14 protein-coding genes and 1 pseudogene are annotated in these 16,758 nt (G+C 68.5%); 9 read left to right on the top strand and 6 right to left on the bottom strand.

The genetic code is table 11. The features are described from left to right. The first annotated feature begins 40 nt into the window (after nt 1-40). Complete coding sequence (locus FNH04_RS01860) at nt 41-733, top strand: GNAT family N-acetyltransferase (RefSeq protein WP_152779630.1); 693 nt, start codon at nt 41-43, stop codon at nt 731-733. 188 nt (nt 734-921) lie between these two features. After that, nucleotides 922-1,086 carry a pirin-like C-terminal cupin domain-containing protein gene (locus FNH04_RS01855; protein ID WP_322722406.1) on the top strand — a complete coding sequence of 55 codons (165 nt, stop codon included), beginning with the start codon at nt 922-924 and terminating at the stop codon, nt 1,084-1,086. A 167-nt stretch (nt 1,087-1,253) separates the two neighbouring features. On the opposite strand, the gene FNH04_RS01850 is transcribed toward FNH04_RS01855, so the two are convergent. Together FNH04_RS01850 and FNH04_RS01845 are read right to left on the bottom strand one after the other, a co-directional pair. Further along, nucleotides 1,254-1,610 carry a universal stress protein gene (locus tag FNH04_RS01850; protein ID WP_228030978.1) on the bottom strand — a complete coding sequence of 119 codons (357 nt, stop codon included), beginning with the start codon at nt 1,608-1,610 and terminating at the stop codon, nt 1,254-1,256. Nucleotides 1,611-1,652: 42 nt separating this feature from the next. Next, nucleotides 1,653-3,080 carry a sugar porter family MFS transporter gene (locus FNH04_RS01845; protein ID WP_228030977.1) on the bottom strand — a complete coding sequence of 476 codons (1,428 nt, stop codon included), beginning with the start codon at nt 3,078-3,080 and terminating at the stop codon, nt 1,653-1,655. 970 nt (nt 3,081-4,050) lie between these two features. On the opposite strand from FNH04_RS01845, the gene FNH04_RS01840 reads away from it, so the two are divergent. Together FNH04_RS01840 and FNH04_RS01835 are read left to right on the top strand one after the other, a co-directional pair. Further along, complete coding sequence (locus FNH04_RS01840; RefSeq protein WP_152779622.1) at nt 4,051-5,067, top strand: Gfo/Idh/MocA family protein; 1,017 nt, start codon at nt 4,051-4,053, stop codon at nt 5,065-5,067. Next, nucleotides 5,064-5,278, top strand: a pseudogene (locus FNH04_RS01835) (sugar phosphate isomerase/epimerase); the annotation flags it as partial. The gene FNH04_RS01840 and the pseudogene FNH04_RS01835, both read left to right, overlap by 4 nt. 504 nt (nt 5,279-5,782) lie before the next feature. Here the strand turns inward: FNH04_RS01835 and FNH04_RS01830 are convergent. The 4 genes from FNH04_RS01830 to FNH04_RS01815 form a co-directional block, all read right to left on the bottom strand. Next, nucleotides 5,783-6,574 (bottom strand): ATP-binding cassette domain-containing protein, encoded by a 792-nt coding sequence (locus FNH04_RS01830; RefSeq protein ID WP_152779620.1) that lies wholly within the window; start codon nt 6,572-6,574, stop codon nt 5,783-5,785. Between the two features lie 2 nt (nt 6,575-6,576). Further along, entirely contained in the window at nt 6,577-7,641 is a 1,065-nt protein-coding gene (locus FNH04_RS01825) for an ABC transporter permease (RefSeq protein ID WP_152779618.1), read from the bottom strand. A gap of 98 nt (nt 7,642-7,739) precedes the next feature. Beyond that, nucleotides 7,740-8,753, bottom strand: a complete 1,014-nt coding sequence (locus FNH04_RS01820) for a sugar ABC transporter substrate-binding protein (RefSeq protein WP_322722401.1) — start codon at nt 8,751-8,753, stop codon at nt 7,740-7,742. 607 nt (nt 8,754-9,360) lie between these two features. Continuing rightward, complete coding sequence (locus FNH04_RS01815; protein WP_152779614.1) at nt 9,361-10,398, bottom strand: LacI family DNA-binding transcriptional regulator; 1,038 nt, start codon at nt 10,396-10,398, stop codon at nt 9,361-9,363. A 419-nt stretch (nt 10,399-10,817) separates the two neighbouring features. On the opposite strand from FNH04_RS01815, the gene FNH04_RS01810 reads away from it, so the two are divergent. From FNH04_RS01810 to iolD, 5 genes are all read left to right on the top strand, one after another. Continuing rightward, a complete protein-coding gene (locus tag FNH04_RS01810) occupies nt 10,818-11,675 on the top strand; it encodes a sugar phosphate isomerase/epimerase family protein (RefSeq protein ID WP_152779612.1) in 858 nt (285 codons plus the stop codon). A gap of 429 nt (nt 11,676-12,104) precedes the next feature. Further along, a complete protein-coding gene (gene iolC, locus FNH04_RS01805; RefSeq protein ID WP_152779610.1) occupies nt 12,105-13,082 on the top strand; it encodes a 5-dehydro-2-deoxygluconokinase in 978 nt (325 codons plus the stop codon). Then, entirely contained in the window at nt 13,051-13,959 is a 909-nt protein-coding gene (locus FNH04_RS01800; RefSeq protein WP_152779607.1) for a Cgl0159 family (beta/alpha)8-fold protein, read from the top strand. Before iolC ends, FNH04_RS01800 begins: the two co-directional genes overlap by 32 nt. Further along, nucleotides 13,956-14,855 (top strand): 5-deoxy-glucuronate isomerase, encoded by a 900-nt coding sequence (gene iolB, locus FNH04_RS01795; RefSeq protein WP_322722396.1) that lies wholly within the window; start codon nt 13,956-13,958, stop codon nt 14,853-14,855. Before FNH04_RS01800 ends, iolB begins: the two co-directional genes overlap by 4 nt. Beyond that, a complete protein-coding gene (gene iolD / locus FNH04_RS01790; RefSeq protein ID WP_152779605.1) occupies nt 14,855-16,738 on the top strand; it encodes a 3D-(3,5/4)-trihydroxycyclohexane-1,2-dione acylhydrolase (decyclizing) in 1,884 nt (627 codons plus the stop codon). Before iolB ends, iolD begins: the two co-directional genes overlap by 1 nt. The last annotated feature ends 20 nt before the right edge of the window (nt 16,739-16,758 follow it).

Here is a 16,758-nt window from a genome sequence, read left to right as displayed (position 1 = left end):
TATCCGGGTCCACGAGACGGTCCGAGAAAGGCACAGCACAATGACGAGCGCGGACACCGCCGTACTCGACGACCCGGTGGGCGAGTCGCTGCGCGGGCACCACTCAGGCGTCGCCCGTCGACTCGGCTGCGCTGCCACGTACTTGCCGAACGTCGCGACCTTCTCGGCGGTGTCCCCCGCTGCGGACTCGGCGGACTGGGACGATCTCGCCCAACTGCTCGGTCGAGGCGCGTTCGCCGACATGTTCAGCTGCCCAGCGACCCCGCCGTCGGACTGGGAGCCGGCCTTCGTCCTGGAAGGCCGGCAGATGATCCGGCCCAGCGACCGACCCGTCCATGCGGATACCGACAGCGTGGTCGAACTGGGTCCGGCCGATGTGCCCGAGATGCTCGACCTCGTCGCGCGGACCCGGCCGGGACCGTTCTGGCCGCGCACCCACGAACTCGGCACCTATCTCGGCATCCGCGCCGACGGGCGACTGGTGGCCATGGCGGGCGAACGGCTCCGGCCTCCGGGGTGGAGCGAGATCAGCGCCGTCTGCACAGCACCCGAGGCACGCGGGCAGGGCCATGCCGTCCGCCTGGTGAGCGCGGTCGCCGCACGCGTCCTGGCCCGGAACGAACGCCCCTTCCTGCATGTGGCGGAGACGAACACCGCCGCGATCGCCCTGTACGAACGACTCGGCTTCGAGAGCCGCAGGCATGTGACTTTCCGCGGGTTCCGTACGCCGTAGGTCCGTACGCCGTAGGTCCGTACGCCGTAGGTCCGTACGCCGTAGGTCCGTACGCCGTATGAGGTGGCCCTAGGTCACGATGACCCGCACGGTGCCGGTTCCCGGCCGCCTCCAGCGCCGACACCCCTCCACTCACCGCCCCGGAGCGGCAAGCCGGCACGCCAGCTGCGAAGCGCCTGGCACGACGAGTGGGGGCGGGCCTGACCTTCAGCGGCCCGCCCATCCGGCAGCCCGTCGCCATGGGCGGACCCATGGTCATGAACACCCAGGCCGAGATCCAGCAGGCCCTCCGCGACTTCCAGACCGGCGAGTTCGGCACCATCCCGCGCCAGGCCCGGATGCGGTACCGCTGACCGCGCCCCATCCCTCCCGCAGGCAGCAGCCCGCCGGCCACCGGCGCGCTCTCGCGACCCAGGGCTGTTCTGTGCCGGCGGCGAAGACGCTGTCCGGTGCTGTTGGTGGCCACGACGGGCAGGGAAGCCGATGCCTGCCAGGGGCGGGACAGGCGGTGGCTGCGGGGTCAGGCGTCCCGCATGCCCAGCTTCACCGCCACGACCGGGACCGGGGAGTCCAGCAGCAGCCGCTGGCTGATGCTGCCCAGAAACGCCTTGCCGACCGGTGAGCGGCGCTTGATACCGATCACGAGGCGGTCGACGGCGTGGTCCCGGATTTCATCGAGGACGGCGTCGGCCGGGTCCCGGTCGTCCCTGCCCTTACGGTCGACGATCTTGAAGTTGAGCGTGGCCGGGACCAACGAGGTGTCCACTTCCGTGAGGGACAGATTGACGATGATCAGGTCGGTGTCGAGCTGGTCGGCCTCGGCGACACCGGCGGCCAGGGCGACCGCGCCCTCTGGACTGTCTGAAACAGCGACCATGACTGACATGGGGTGACCAATCGGCGAGTTGGCTGATGGTGGTCAGGCGTGCTGGGCCCGGAACTCGTCTTCGAACTCTTCCAGGGACCTGCCCCGGGTCTCGGGCACCATCGTGTGGATGAACAGCAGGGCGGCTACACCGAGTCCGGCGAAGATGAAGAACGTGGGGGCGATGCCCAGTGCGCTGACGACGGGCGGGAAGCCGAATGCAACGCCGGCGTTGGCGATCCAGAGCATGAACACACACATGCCCATGGCGAAACTGCGGATCTTGAGCGGGAAGATCTCCGCCAGCAGCAGCCAGACCAGAGGCCCGATCGTGCCCTGCATGGAGAACACGAAGCAGATCACGAACAGCAGGATGATGTACGGCTTGACGGTGCTGTCCGGCAGGAGCGTCGCCGACAGACCGACGAGGATGTGGAAAGACGTCGTCAGGACGAATCCGCCGAGCAGCATCTTGCGGCGGTCGATCTTGTTCATGATCAGAATGCCGACGGTGACGCCGAGGACACTGAACAGGCCGTTGGCCGTGTTGGCGATGATGGCGGCCTTGGCGGAGAACCCGGCGTCCTCGAGCAGCTGACTGCCGTAGTACATGATCGAGTTGATGCCGGTGAACTGCTGGAACACGCCCAGCCCGATACCGATCAGGAGCAGCCTGCGGATCCACGGCACGGACAGGTCCGCCCAACCGCCCGTCTGGGCTTCCTTCTCTTCCTCGGCGAGTGCATGCACCTCGGCCATCTCCGCGACGGCGCGTTCGGGGCTGCGGATCTGCTTGAGAACCTTGAGGGCCTCTGCCTCCCGCCCCTGGGAGATCAGCCACCGCGGGCTCTCCGGCATCCGCAGCATGCCGAAGAACAGGGCGAAGGCGGGGAGTACGGCGACCACGAGCATGTAGCGCCAGACGCTGTCGTGTTCTCCCCAGATGTTGAAGATGAGGGCGTTGACGACGAACGCAGCGAACTGGCCCCAGACGATCATGACCTCGTTGCGCGTCACCAGGCTGCCGCGCCGCTCGGCGGGAGAGACCTCAGCGAGGTAGACCGGAACGGTGGCCGAGGCGCCACCCACCGCGAGGCCCAGGACGAACCGGAAGAGCGCCAGCACTTCCCAGTCGGGAGCGACGACGCAGCCCAGCGTACCGACCGTGAAGATACCCGCGAGCATCAGGATGTTGTGCCGACGACCGTAGGCGTCGGCGAGCCGACCGCCGATCAGGGCGCCGAACGCGGCACCGAAGATCAGAATGCTGACCACAAAGCCCTCCGTGAAGGCGGTCAGTCCGAGATCCTCCTTCATCGGTGCCAGCGCGCCGTTGATGACGCCCGTGTCGTAGCCGAACAGAAGTCCGCCGAAGGTGGCGACGACGGCGATCAGGCCGAGCCGCTTCCTGTGAGGTCCCGCGATGTCCGGCGGCACCGCCACGAGGGGCGAAGTTCGTACGCCGTCTTCGAGCATGGGCATGCCTCCACAATCGTTGCCGTATCCGGCAGGCGTCATCGGGGTTTCTGAATCATCGGGGTTTCTGGGAGCTCGCCGGCCAACGAGGCGCTCATCAGCTGACAGGGCGCAACAAAGTCCGGTACATCCGGGCACCAAGATCAGCTGCCCCGGGCATCAGTGCCCTACGGGGCGCCAGCGACTGACGGAATTGCGAAAATACAGACAAAAAAGGTCGAACGTCGAGGCGTGTTCCACCACACCGCCAAGTCGTACGGGAGAGGCGCGAGCCCCCGGTCCGTGCCGCACACCCGACCGGACGCCCTCAGCAGACCGCGCACCCGTCGGCCGACCGAGACGGCGACTGGGCGGGAATCCAGTCCGCCGGAGCCGACGGACAACGGGGATCAGCCCGGAAGGATCACAGCTCCACAACGGCGTCCACGCAGGCCGTCGACCATATCGACCTGTTCGCGCCACGAAACGACAGCGCTCGCCCCCCGACCTCCCGGCCGACTCCCCGCCGGTCACGGAGGGCGACCGAGATGACAGCGTGCGACACTCCTGCTTCCGGAACAACGCCCGCCGTCGGGGCGCCCCGCTCGACGCATCCATGCGGCGCACCCTCCTTCCGCGACCATGGCCACGCAGGGCCTCGGCACGCGCCTGGCGAAAATCTCGTAGCGACAAGCCATTGACATGACATTTACCTGGCGGCCATCGTACTCACTCTAGAGCGCACTATTAAAGCGTTCTAAACGAGATTGTCACCGCCCCCTCACATCCCCGGGGTCAGCACGAGGCGAAGGGAAACCAGCGGAATGCACACACGACCGCCTGCCGCCTTCCCCCGACCCCACGTTGCCTGAACAACCCAGGGATGCGCTGACTGTCCTCAAGCAGGTCCGCCCGAGCAGCGGGCCGAGGCCGAGCTCAGCGTGAAACGCTCCGCGTCCCGGGACCCATGCTCCCGAAGGCCCAGAAAGGAACCCCCATGACTGTGCGCGTAGGAGTGATCGGAGCCGGCTGGATCGGCCGGGACCACATCCGCCGCCTCACCGAAATCGTCACCGGCGCCCAGGTCACCGCGGTCACCGACATCGACGCAGCGCGCGCCGAGGTGGCAGCGGCCCGGGTCGGTGCCCGGGTGTGCGCGGACGGCGGCGAACTGATCGCGGCGAACGACGTCGACGCGGTGGTCGTCACCTCCTGGGGCCCCACCCACGCGGAGCACGTGCTGACCGCGATCGCGGCGGGCAAGCCGGTCTTCTGCGAGAAGCCGCTCGCCACGACCGCCGAGGACTGCCTCAGGATCGTGGAGGCCGAGATGACGCACGGCAGGCGTCTCGTCCAGGTGGGCTTCATGCGCCGCTACGACCAGGGCTACCGGCAGATGAAGCAGGTCATCGACTCCGGCCGTATCGGTGAACCGCTCGTGGTGCACTGTGCTCACCGCAACCCGACCGTGCCGGAGTCGTACCACAGCGACATGGCCGCGCTCGACTCAGCGGTCCACGAGATCGATGTACTGCGCTGGCTGCTCGACGACGAGATCGTCTCTGCCCAGGTGGTCACCCCGCGCTCCACGAGCAAGCGGTTCGCCCACCTCAAGGACCCGCAGATCATGCTCTTCGAGACCGCGAAGGGTGTCCGTATCGACCTGGAGATGTTCGTCAACTGCCAGTACGGCTACGACATCCAGTGCGAGACCGTCGGTGAGGAGGGCCTCGTACGGCTGCCCGACCCGGCCGCCGTCGGCGTCCGCACCGCCGGGCAGCACAGCACGGTGGTCCTCACGGACTGGGTGGGCCGCTTCGTGGACGCCTTCGACACCGAGTTCCGTGAGTGGATCGCAAACCTGGCGGCGGGCGTCGAGCCCACCGGCCCCTCTGCCTGGGACGGCTACGCCGCGACCGTCATCTCCAACGCCACCGTCGAAGCCCGGCAGTCGGGCCGCATCGTCGCCACCGACATGAAGCCCCGCCCCGCTTTCTACGGAGGCACCGCGTGAAGATCGCCCTCGACCCGTACATGCTCCGCACCCTGCCGATGGACGACATGGTGCGTACGGTCGCGGAACTCGGCTACGAGTACATCGAGTTGTCCCCGCGCGATGACTTCATGCCGTTCTTCCCGCACCGCGGGCGGACGACGAACGCGTCGCCGCGCTGAAGAAGTCCCTGCGCACCCACGGCGTCCAGCTGTCCTCCGTACTCCCCCTGCGTCTTCGCCTGGGAGGAACGCGCCCGCGAATCCTCCGCGTTCATGCTCGACCGCATCACCAGAGAACTCGACGCATGATGCCCGGCAGAGCGCCCAGCGGGCCGGCCTGACCGGCCTCTGCCACAAGGCCGTCGCGCGGGGTCGACACATGGCTCCGCGCGATCGGCGCCGGATCCTCGACAGCCGCCCCTGCCTCACCCTGAAAGTCTCCCGGCCAAGGAGAGTTCGCCCACAGGGCTTGGGAGCCGGCGGGCCATCCCCGTTCCAGTGGAACGGGGATGGCCTTTTCCCCTGTCCCATCCCAAGACGTGCCGTCGCGCTGGACCGCCTCGGCTGCAACTGCACACCCGGGCGTACTTCCCGCCATGCATGACGCCCAGCGCATGACGGAGCAGCGCGCTGTGCGAGTGAACTCTCGCCTGCTTCTCACGGCACTGGTCTCACGGCTTGTGTGCGCCCGCCAGTACAGCGCGGGCGCACACAACGAGACGTGGGACAAGCGATCAGGCGTGGGCCTGCAACTGTGCCAGCTCGGCTTCCAGGTCGGCCATGGCCTCGCCACCGGCCATCAGGTCGGTGATCTCCTCACGGGTGCGTTCGCCCTTGCGGAAGTCGTCGGCCTTCTGCCCGCGGATGAGGACGGCGAAGTGGTCGCCGACCATCATGGCGTGGCGGACGTTGTGGGTGACGAGGATGACCGCGACACCCTTGGCACGGGCCTGCATGACGATCCGCAGGACGTGGGCCGCCTCCTTGACGCCGAGGGCCGCGGTGGGCTCGTCGAGGATGAGGACGTTGGCGCCGAAGTAGACGGCGCGCGCGATGGCCAAGGCCTGGCGCTCACCGCCGGACAGGCTGCCCACGAGCCGGTTGCCGTCGGTGACGCGGGTGATGCCCAGGGACTGCATCTCCCGTACGGCGATCTCCCCGGCGAGCTTCTTGTCGAACAACTTGAACGGGCCGAAGCCCTTGGTGGGTTCGGCGCCGACGAAGAAGCAGCGCCCGACGCCCATCAGCGGAAAGGTGCCGCCGAACTGGTGCACGGTGGCGATGCCCCTGGCGCTGGCGTCGCGGGGGCTGTCGAAGACGACCGGTTCGCCGCCCACCTCGATGGCGCCGGTGGTGGGCTTGTGGAACCCGGAGAGGATCTTGATGAGGGTCGACTTGCCGGCGCCGTTGTCGCCGAGCAGGCAGAGCACCTTTCCGGCGTCCACCTCGAGGGAGATGTCCTGCAGCGCGTTGGTGCCGAGGAAGGACTTGCTGACGCCGTCCAGGCGGAGCACGGGTGCGGTCATGGTCATGCCTTCTTCGCGGTGCGGGGCTTGTAGGACAGGGCGAGCCGGCGGAAGGTGTTGTTCATCAGCACCGCCGCGAGGATGAGGATGCCGAGGATCAGGCTGGCCCAGTCGGAGTTCCAACCGGTGTAGTAGATGCCCTGGTTGACGATGGCGAACGTCAGCGTTCCCAGCACGACACCGACGACGGAGCCGTATCCACCGGTGAGCAGGACGCCGCCGATGACCACGGCGATGATGGAGTTGAAGACGAAGGACTGGCCGTTGGCGACCTGCGCGCCGTTGTAGAGGATGGTCTGGATGACGCCGACCAGGGCGGCGCCGAACCCGCTGGCCATGTAGAGGGCGATCTTCACCCTGTCGACCGGGATGCCGGTGGCGCGGGCGCTCTCCTTGTCACCGCCGATGGCGAAGATCCAGTTGCCGTACTTCATCATCTGCAGCATCACCGTGACCAGGACCGCGATGCCGAGCCACCAGAAGATCGCGACCTCGAACTGGCCGCCGATGAGCTGGCCGAACAGCGACTTCGACAGCGGGTCGGGGCTGACTGGGACGCTCGTGGTGCCGGTCGCGACGCGGGACAGGCCGAGGGTGAGACCGGCCAGGCCGGACAGCGTGGCCAGCGTGACGACGAGTGAGTGAACGTTGGTGCGCGTGACGAGGATCCCGTTGAGCAGGCCGGTCAGCAGCCCGAGCCCGAGCGCGCAGAGGATGCCGACGATCATCGGAGCGCCCCAGTGGCCGGAGACGATGGCCAGCGTCATCGAGCTGCCGGCCAGTACCGAACCCACGGATACATCGAGCTCACCGGCGATCATCAGCAGCCCGACGGGGATGGCGATGATGCCGAGCTCCGCGGCGATGTTCAGCCAGCTCGCCGCTCCCGCCGGGGCGAGGAACTTATCACCGCCGAAGATCGCGAAGAAGACGAAGACGCTGATCGTTCCGATGAGCGCGCCGACCTCGGGGCGATGTCGCAGTTGCCCCAGCGGGCTCTCGGACTGCTTCGGAGCGACGACGGCGGTCTCTTTCTCAGCCGTTCTGTCGGGAAGTGAGGTTGTCATCGGAATGCTGTCACCTTCGTGGATCTGGATGTGGTGCGAGGCGGGGAGGTTCACGGAGAGGTGCCGGGCCCGGGCAGGACCCGGCACCTTGGGATGGGTCAGCGAACGCCGGCCTTGGTACCGGAGATCGCCGCGTCGACGTTGTCCTCGGTGACCAGGAGCGGGCCGGTCAGGATCGGGTTCTGCGGCGGGAGCACGCCGTAGGACAGGTACTGGTTGGCGATCGACACGACGTAGAAGCCCTGCAGATACGGCTGCTGGTCGATGGCGAACAGCTGGTTGCCGGCCTTGATCCGGTCGAGCTGGCTCTGCGAGAGGTCGAAGGTCCCCAGCTTGACCTTGTCGCCGACGCCGGCCTGCTTGATCGCGGCGGCGGCGCTGTCGGCGTCCCCGACACCGATCGTCACCACGGCGTCGATGCTGGTGTCCTTCAGCAACGCGCCCTTGATCGCCTGCGTGACGGCGGACGGGTTGCCGAAGTTGGACGAGGGCAGCGGGAGCTGCTTGGAGTTGGCGCCCTTGCTCTCGGCGCCGTCCTTGATGCCCTTGCAGCGGGCCTCCTGGTTGGCGGAGCCGGGCACGGTGTTGACGCACAGGACCTTCTTGGCGCCCGCCTCGGCGAACTTGGCGCCGCCGGCCTTGCCCGCCTCGTAGTCGTCCGACCCGATGTACTTCACGGCGCCGACCCGCTTGGCCGCGTCGATGCCACCCGAGTTGTAGATGAACACCTGGATGCCCTTGGCCACGGCCGCCTTGATCGCGGAGTCCTGGTTCTCGGGCACCCAGTCCGGTACGAGGATCGCCGACGGGTTCTGCGATATGGCGGTCTGCGTCAGCTTGGCGACGTCCGGGCCGAGGTTGTCGTAGTTCTGCGGGCCGAGGTAGGTGACCTTGCCGCCACCCGCCTTCACCAGCTTCGTCGCGTCCTCGACACCACGCTTGACCGTGGACCAGAACGGGTCGTCGGACTTGCCGCCGATGACGTAGATGGAGTTCTTGCCGTTGCTCTTCGTGCCGGAGTTCGATCCGTCGCCGGCCGGCGCCGTCGACTGCCCCCCGTCGCCGCTCGAGGCTTTGCCGCTGGCGCATCCGGTCACCGCGGCCGCAGTCACGGCAAGCAGGCTCACTGCGGTCAGAGCTCTTCTGGAAAGACGGCGACCGAGCGGTCGCCGGGACTGCTTGCGTTCCATGTGCTGGTTACTCCTTCGTGCGATGCCAGGGCGGGGGGCATGGCGGATGAACTGTCTGCCGTGGTGCTGCGGTGCGTCATCGGGGATGACGGGGCGCAGCCGAGCAGGGGAGGGGGCTGCGCCCCGGGCATGGAGGATCCTCGGTGACGGGTGTGTCGTGGTCGGCCATGCCGCCGGCCGTGCATTCGGCAGGGCTGCAGTGCGACCTGAACCGTTACGCCGGGGCGGCTTGCCGTGGGGTCCCCGACGCCGCTCACGACAACGGGGACTCGTACGCTCCGTTACTTGTTTAAATCGCTTTAAGCGGTGCGCAGAGCATGCTTGTGTTTCACGCGAGTGTCAAGAGTCTGCTCACGAATGCACGCCCTGCCGGGATCCATCCATGAAAGATGCATGGACCACACGTTCGCCGTCGAGCGACTACGCCTCGCGGTTCACAAGCCGCCTCGACCCGATGCCCGTCGCGCCCGCTCGGCCAGGGCGACCAGGAGCGCGCGAGGACCGCCCGACACGGAGTGGTTCGAGGCGATCAGCGCGGCTTCGTCGTGGTCTCCCGCACGACCAGGGACGGGGTAAGGACGATCTCGCGGGGCGCGGTACGACTCCCGTCGAGGCGCTCGACGACGGCCGTCACCGCCTGCCGGGCCTGCTCCTCGGCTTCCTGGCTGACGGTGGTGAGGCGGAAGCAGCTCAGCCGGGACAGGGTGTCGTCGTCGTATCCGGCGATGGACACGACGCCGGGAACGTCGACGCCGGCCCCCCGGAAGGCGGTGAGCAGGCCGATGGCACTCCGGTCGTTGTACGCCACGACGGCGGTCGGCAGGTCGCCGCTGTCGAGGAGGTGCCGGGCGGCCTTCTCCCCGGCCTCCTCGGTGAGGTCCCCGTGGAGGACCCTGATCTGCCCGTCGAGACCGTGGCGGCGCATGGCGCCCCGGTAGCCACGGCGCCGGTCGGTGGCGATGACACCCTTGCCGCCGTCGACGTAGGCGATCGCGCGGTGACCGAGACTCACCAGGTGGTCGACGATCTGACCGACTCCGTTGTCGTCGGCGCTGCGGACGACGTCGAGATCGGCGCCGGTGATCCGACGCCCCACGCAGACGACGGGCGCCCTGCGGTCGAGGTCGGCGAGGACGGAGGCGGGGGCCACCGGGCCGAGGAGGATCAGCGCCTCGCAGCGGAAGGCCAGCAGCGTCTCGACCGCCGTGTTCTCGTCGCGGGTCCGGGTCTGGGTACTCAGGACGAGGTCGTAGCCGACCCCCTCGGCAGCCGTGTGGAGATGCTCGACCAGCTCGGCCTGGAAGGCGCTGTGGACGTCGACCATGACGCCGAGCAGCCGGCTGCGCCTGCTGGCCAGGGCGCTGGCAGTGCGGTCGGGGCGGTAGCCGAGTTCGGCGGCCGCCTTCAGGACGCGCTGCCGGGTGCGCTCGCTGGGCCCGGGAATGTTGCGCAGCACCAGCGACACCGACGCCGTGGACAGGCCGACGCGTGCGGCAACGTCCTCCAGTCGCGGGCGTGGAGTCGCGCCGTTGCCACCCCCGGGGGGAGCGGAGCCGAGCTCGTCCATATGATCTCCCGTTCGATTGCGGCAACACCCTTGACATGCGTCCGTAAGGCGGCCGATAGTACCAGCACTTAAAACGCTTTAACCGCTCACTGGCCAAGCAGGCCGGCACCGAGACGGCAGGCTCGGCCTGCCCGTCCCACCGGGTCGGCACCGGCTCACCGCCCAGCCCGGGCCCAACGGGGCCTCCACACCCTGTGGCCCCACAAGAACAACGGCAACTCCTTGGGCGGCGGCAAGCAGCCGGTACCGACCTGGCCGCCTACGTCGACAAGTCCATCATCGGGCAGGTCGCCGAGTCCGCCGCGAAGGGTACCCGCCGACCGGCAGGGACCCAGCCTCACAAGTGGTCGGTGCCCATGGCCGGACCCGGCCGTGGGCACCGTACCGACCGCCCCTCGCCACCCCACCGGGAGATCCAGATGAAGATCGCACTCGATCCCTACATGATCCGCGACGTACCGCTGCTCGAACTACCCGCCGTCGTGGCCGAGCTGGGCTACGAGTGGATCGAACTCTCCCCGCGGGAGGACTTCATCCCGTTCTTCCGGCACCCGCGCGTCGACGACGCCACGGTGGCCAAGTTCCGCAAGGCCCTGGAGTCCGCGGGCGTCGGCATCTCCTCCGTGCTGCCGCTGTTCCGCTGGTCGGGACCGGACGAGGACGCCCGGCAGGCTGCCGTACGGTACTGGAAGCGGGCCATCCAGATCACCGCCGACCTCGGCGTCACCAGCATGATCTCCGAGTTCAACGGCCGCCCCGAGGAGCCCGACAAGAGCGAGGCCCAGTTCTGGCGGTCGATGGACGACCTGCTGCCGCTGTTCGAACGCGAGGGCGTCCACCTCGCACTGGAGCCGCACCCCGACGACTTCATCGAGAACGGCTACGACGCGATCAACTTCATCCGCGGCATCAACCACCCCCACGTGTCGTTCCTGTACTGCGCCCCGCACACCTTCCACATCGGCAACGACGCCCCCGGCATCATCAAGCACGCAGGAGACCTGCTCACCCACGTCCACCTGGCCGACGCCTTCGACCACACCGCGTCCTCCGGCAACCGATACATTCTCAACCCGCCCGGCACCCCCGCGCGCATCCACCAGCACCTGAACATGGGCGAGGGTGAGGTCGACTTCGACGAGCTCTTCCGTGAACTGAACGCGAACGGCTTCGACGGCACTCTCACGGCATGCGTCTTCGCCTGGGAGGAACGAGCCAGGGAATCGTCGGTGTTCATGCGAGAGAGGATCAAGGAGTACACGGCCACCTGGTCATAGACAGGCTGCGGCCACGCCACCACGCGCCTCGGTCGGCGCCGGCCGCACTCCGCCACGCCCCTGCACTTCGTCGGCGCAGCTCCGGAGCTACGGGCTCGGACCTGGCCGGCCGACCACGGGAAAGTCGCGGGTACTGGCGCCGTCAAGCGTCAAGGCTGGATGGTTCACGACGATGCTCCATCGCCTGGGCGTCACCGCGAGCTCTGATGCCCGAGCGGGTTCACGCCGGCCTGCGTCATCGTCGGCTGCTCTGACCCGGACCGGCAGGTTCTTGCCCGGTGACCCGTGAATCTCACGACACCAAGCCATTGACAGGACATTCGGACAGGGATCATTGTACGCGCTGGAGCGGTTCTTTAAAGCGCTCTAAATCACTGTCTCTCCACCACCTCCATCCCGGGGTCCTCCGGGCGAAGGGAAACCAGCGTGATGCCGTTCCAAGTGCTGACCATGGGCCGTGTGGGAGTGGATGTGTATCCGTTGCAGACCGGTGTGGGGCTGGCGGAGGTCACTTCGTTCGGCAAGTACCTGGGTGGCAGTCCGACCAATGTGGCGGTGGCCGCGGCTCGTTACGGGCGCTCTGCGGCGGTGATCACGAAGACCGGGGCCGATCCGTTCGGCAAGTTCGTGCGGCAGGCGCTGGACGGCTATGGCGTGGACAGTCGTTTCGTGGGTACGTCGGACATCGCGCCGACGCCGGTGACGTTCTGCGAGATCTTTCCGCCGGACGACTTCCCGCTGTACTTCTACCGGTTGCCGAAGGCCCCCGACCTGGACATCCAGCGTGATGAGCTGGACCTGGGAGCGGTGCGTGATGCCCGGATCTTCTGGGTCACGGGTACGGGTCTGAGTGAGGAGCCGAGCCGTTCGGCCACGCTGGCGGCCCTGGCGCACCGGGCGAAGGCGGACACGACGGTCTTCGACCTGGACTGGCGGCCGATGTTCTGGGCCGATCCGTCGCAGGCCCGTGCGTACTACGCCCAGGCCCTGCGCCACACCACTGTGGCGGTGGGCAACCTCGACGAGTGCGAGGTGGCCACCGGTGAGCGTGAGCCGTATGCCGCCGCGAAGGCGTTGCTGGCGGCCGGTGTGGAGCTGGCGGTGGTGAAGCAGGGCCCCAGGGGCGTGCTGGCCGTCGGCCGCGATGGTTCGGCCGCCGAGGTCGCGCCGGTCGCGGTGGACGTCGTCAACGGCCTGGGCGCCGGTGACGCCTTCGGCGGGGCGCTGTGTCACGGCCTGCTCTCCGGCTGGGACACCCACCGCACGGTGTCCTTCGCCAATGCGGCCGGCGCCATCGTCGCGGGCCGGCTGGCCTGCTCCGACGCCATGCCGACCGAGGCCGAGGTGGAGGAGAAGCTGCGCGCGGCAGGCCCTGATGCCCCCGACAAGTCCCAGCGAGAGGTGTGACGAGGTGTCATACGACAATGTGAGCAGGGTCGTGGGGGCCCGGGTCAACGACCCCGGTTCCATCGCGGCGGCGGCCGCGCGGCGCGTGAAGGCCACCTCGCTGCTCGGCGAGCACGGCAAGGCGATGATCATTGCCGCGGACCATCCGGCGCGTGGCGCCAATGGCGTGGGCGGCGACCCGAACGCCATGGCGGACCGCTTCGAGTTGCTGGACCGGCTGTGCGTGGCGCTGGAGCGGCCGGGTGTGACGGGGGTGCTGGGCACCGCCGACATCCTGGAGGACCTGCTGCTGCTCGGCGTCCTGGACGGCAAGTCCGTCTTCGGCTCGATGAACCGGGGCGGGCTCGCGGGCTCGGTCTTCGAGATCGATGACCGGTTCACCGGCTACGACGCCGAGACGATCGCGGCGATGGGTTTCGACGGCGGCAAGATGCTCACCCGCATCGCCCTCGCCGACCCGGCCACGCCGTCCGTTCTGGAGAACACCGCCCGCGCCGTCGACGAGCTGAACGACCGTCATCTCATCGCCATGGTGGAGCCGTTCCTGTCGGTGTGGCAGGACGGGAAGATCCGCAACGACCTCTCCACCGATGCCGTCATCAAGTCGATCACCATCGCCTCCGGGCTGGGCCGGCGTACGGCCTACACCTGGCTGAAGCTGCCGGTGGTGGAGGACATGGAACGCGTCCTGGCCTCCTCCACTCTTCCCGCCCTGCTGCTGGGCGGGGAGGTCACCGACCCGGATGCGGCCTTCGCGTCCTGGGGCAAGGCCCTCAAGCAGCCCACCGTTCAGGGCCTGGTCGTGGGCCGCTCCCTGCTCTACCCCGCAGGCGGCGACGTCGCGGGCGCGGTGGACCGGGCGGTGAGCCTGCTGTGACATCCGCGAGCAAGTACCACCTGCCCAAGGGAACCTCGGCCGACGGCTCCTACGACCTTCTGGTCACGCCCGAGTCGGCGGGCTGGGGTTACTCCGGCCTCAGGATCCTGACCCTGAAACCGGGTGAGGCGCACACGCTGTCCACCGGGGATTCGGAGTTCCTGGTCCTTCCGCTGAGCGGCGGTTGCACCGTCGCCGTCGACGGACAGACCTTTGAACTCAGCGGCCGGGCCGGTGTGTTCGCCTCGGTCACCGACTTCGCGTACCTCCCCCGCGCGTCGGAGGCCGTCATCAGCAGCGCGCACGGTGGAGCGTTCGCGCTGCCCTCCGCCCGTACCGAGCGGGGCTCACTACCCGCCCGGTACGGGCCCAAGGAGAACGTGCCCGTGGAACTGCGCGGCGCTGGGGCCTGCTCCCGGCAGGTCAACAACTACTGCCTGCCCGGCACGTTCGACGCGGAGCAGTTGCTGGTGTGCGAGGTACTCACCCCGGGGGGCAACTGGTCGTCGTATCCGCCGCACAAGCACGACCAGGCACGCACCGACACCGCGGGCAACCCGGTGGAGAGCGAGCTGGAGGAGATCTACTACTTCCAGGTCTCCGGCAAGGACGGGTTCGGCTTCGGCTACCAGCGGGTCTACGGCACGCCCGAGCGGCCGATCGACGTACTGGCCGAGGTCCGCTCCGGCGACACCGTCCTCATCCCGCACGGCTGGCACGGCCCCTCCATCGCCGCGCCCGGCTACGACCTGTACTACCTCAACGTCATGGCCGGCCCCGGACAGGACCGCGCCTGGCTGATCTGCGACGACCCCGCCCACGGCTGGGTCCGCTCCACCTGGGACGCGCAGGACATCGATGACCGGCTGCCGTTCGGCGCCGAGGAGAACGAGTAATGGAAACGATCAGGCTCACCACCGCCCAGGCCCTGGTGCGCTTCCTGACCGGCCAGTACAGCGAGCGCGACGGCCAGGAACAGCGGCTGATCCCCGGCGTGTGGGGCATCTTCGGCCACGGCAACGTCGCCGGCCTCGGCCAGGCACTCCTCCAGGCCGCCACCACCGGCGAGGCCGATCTCCCCTACTACCTGGCGCGCAACGAGCAGGGCATGGTCCACGCATCCGTGGCCTACGCCAAGATGCGCGACCGGCTGGCGACCTTCGCCTGCACCGCCTCCACCGGCCCCGGCTCCACCAACATGATCACCGGCGCCGCCCTCGCCACCACCAACCGTCTCCCGGTCTTGTTGCTGCCCAGCGACATGTTCGCCACCCGCGCTGCCGACCCCGTGTTGCAGCAGCTGGAGGACACCCGCGGCGGCGACGTCACCGTCAACGACGCCTTCCGCACGGTCTCGAAGTACTTCGACCGCGTCCAGCGTCCCGAGCAGCTGATCCCGGCCGCGCTGGCGGCGATGAGGGTGCTGACCGATCCAGTGGAGACCGGTGCGGTGACGCTGGCGCTGCCGCAGGACGTGCAGGCCGAAGCCTACGACTGGCCGGTCTCCTTCTTCCGGCGCCGGGTCTGGCATGTGGGCCGCCCCGTGCCGGAGCCAGCCGCCATCGAGCGCGGCGCGCGCCTGCTCCGGAACGCGCGAAAGCCGCTGATCGTGGCCGGTGGCGGGGCGGTGTACTCCGGCGCCGAGACCCAGCTGCGGGCCTTCGCCGAAGCCACCGGCATCCCGGTCGCCGACACCCACGCCGGCAAGGGCGCCGTGCCCTGGGACCACCCCCGCGCCGTCGGCGGCATCGGATCCACCGGCTCCTACGCGGCCAACGAACTCGCCCGTGAGGCCGATGTCGTGCTCGGTATCGGCACCCGGTACTCCGACTTCACCACCGCCAGCCACACCGTCTTCGGCAATCCGGACGTCACCTTCGTCAACCTCAACGTCGCCCGCCTCGATGCCGTCAAGCACTCCGCGGAGCCGCTGGTGGCCGACGCCCGCCTCGGCATCCAAGCCCTGGCCGGGGTGCTGGACGGCTGGGAAGTCGATCCGTCCTACCGTGCCCACACGCGCCATCTGATCGCCCGCACGCGGGAGATCGAGGAGGAGTGCTTCGCGCCCGACCGCAACACCGGCCGGCTGCCCGCCCAGACACAGATCCTCGGCGCCCTCAACGACGTCCTCGACGACCGCGCCGTGGTCATCAACGCCGCCGGCTCCATGCCCGGCGACCTGCAACAACTCTGGCGGGCCCGCGATCCGAAGGCCTACCACGTCGAATACGCCTACTCCTGCATGGGCTACGAAGTCGCCGCCGGCGTCGGCGCCAAAATGGCCGACCCCACCCGCGAGGTCGTCGTCCTCGTCGGCGACGGCTCCTATCTGATGATGGCCCAGGAGATCGTGACCATGGTCTCCGAAGGACTGAAGGTCATCATCGTCCTCGTCCAGAACCACGGCTTCGCCTCCATCGGTGCCTTGTCGGAGTCACTCGGCTCCCAGCGCTTCGGCACCCGATACCGCTACCGCGACACCGACTCGGGCCTCCTCGACGGCGACGTCCTGCCCGTCGACCTCGCCGCCAACGCCTCCTCCCTGGGCGCCGACGTCCTGCACGCCACCACCCTCGGCGAGTTCCGTACAGCGATGCAGAAGGCCAAAGCCGCCTCCCGCACCACCGTCGTACATGTGGAGACCGACCTCTATGGGCCGAACCCGCCCGGCCACGGCTGGTGGGACGTCCCCGTCAGCCAGACCTCCGCCCTGGACACCACCCGCACCGCCTACCAGACATACGCCGCCCACAAACAGGCCCAGCGCCACTACCTGTAAGGCCCCGCCCCCGCAAAGGA

Origin of the sequence: Streptomyces phyllanthi (genome assembly GCF_009377205.1) — a bacterium.
In the GTDB taxonomy this organism is placed as follows: domain Bacteria; phylum Actinomycetota; class Actinomycetes; order Streptomycetales; family Streptomycetaceae; genus Streptomyces; species Streptomyces phyllanthi.
This window is presented reverse-complemented; position numbering and strand designations above follow the sequence as displayed.

Excerpts from the sequence above, each read along its gene's own strand:
- iolC (WP_152779610.1), top strand. The coding sequence starts at position 12,105 with ATGCCGTTCCAAGTGCTGACCATGGGCCGTGTGGGAGTGGATGTGTAT.
- FNH04_RS01830 (WP_152779620.1), bottom strand. The coding sequence starts at position 6,574 with ATGACCGCACCCGTGCTCCGCCTGGACGGCGTCAGCAAGTCCTTCCTC.
- FNH04_RS01810 (WP_152779612.1), top strand. The coding sequence starts at position 10,818 with ATGAAGATCGCACTCGATCCCTACATGATCCGCGACGTACCGCTGCTC.
- FNH04_RS01800 (WP_152779607.1), top strand. The coding sequence starts at position 13,051 with ATGCCCCCGACAAGTCCCAGCGAGAGGTGTGACGAGGTGTCATACGAC.
- FNH04_RS01825 (WP_152779618.1), bottom strand. The coding sequence starts at position 7,641 with ATGACAACCTCACTTCCCGACAGAACGGCTGAGAAAGAGACCGCCGTC.
- FNH04_RS01860 (WP_152779630.1), top strand. The coding sequence starts at position 41 with ATGACGAGCGCGGACACCGCCGTACTCGACGACCCGGTGGGCGAGTCG.
- iolD (WP_152779605.1), top strand. The coding sequence starts at position 14,855 with ATGGAAACGATCAGGCTCACCACCGCCCAGGCCCTGGTGCGCTTCCTG.
- FNH04_RS01850 (WP_228030978.1), bottom strand. The coding sequence starts at position 1,610 with ATGGTCGCTGTTTCAGACAGTCCAGAGGGCGCGGTCGCCCTGGCCGCC.
- FNH04_RS01840 (WP_152779622.1), top strand. The coding sequence starts at position 4,051 with ATGACTGTGCGCGTAGGAGTGATCGGAGCCGGCTGGATCGGCCGGGAC.
- FNH04_RS01815 (WP_152779614.1), bottom strand. The coding sequence starts at position 10,398 with ATGGACGAGCTCGGCTCCGCTCCCCCCGGGGGTGGCAACGGCGCGACT.
- FNH04_RS01845 (WP_228030977.1), bottom strand. The coding sequence starts at position 3,080 with ATGCCCATGCTCGAAGACGGCGTACGAACTTCGCCCCTCGTGGCGGTG.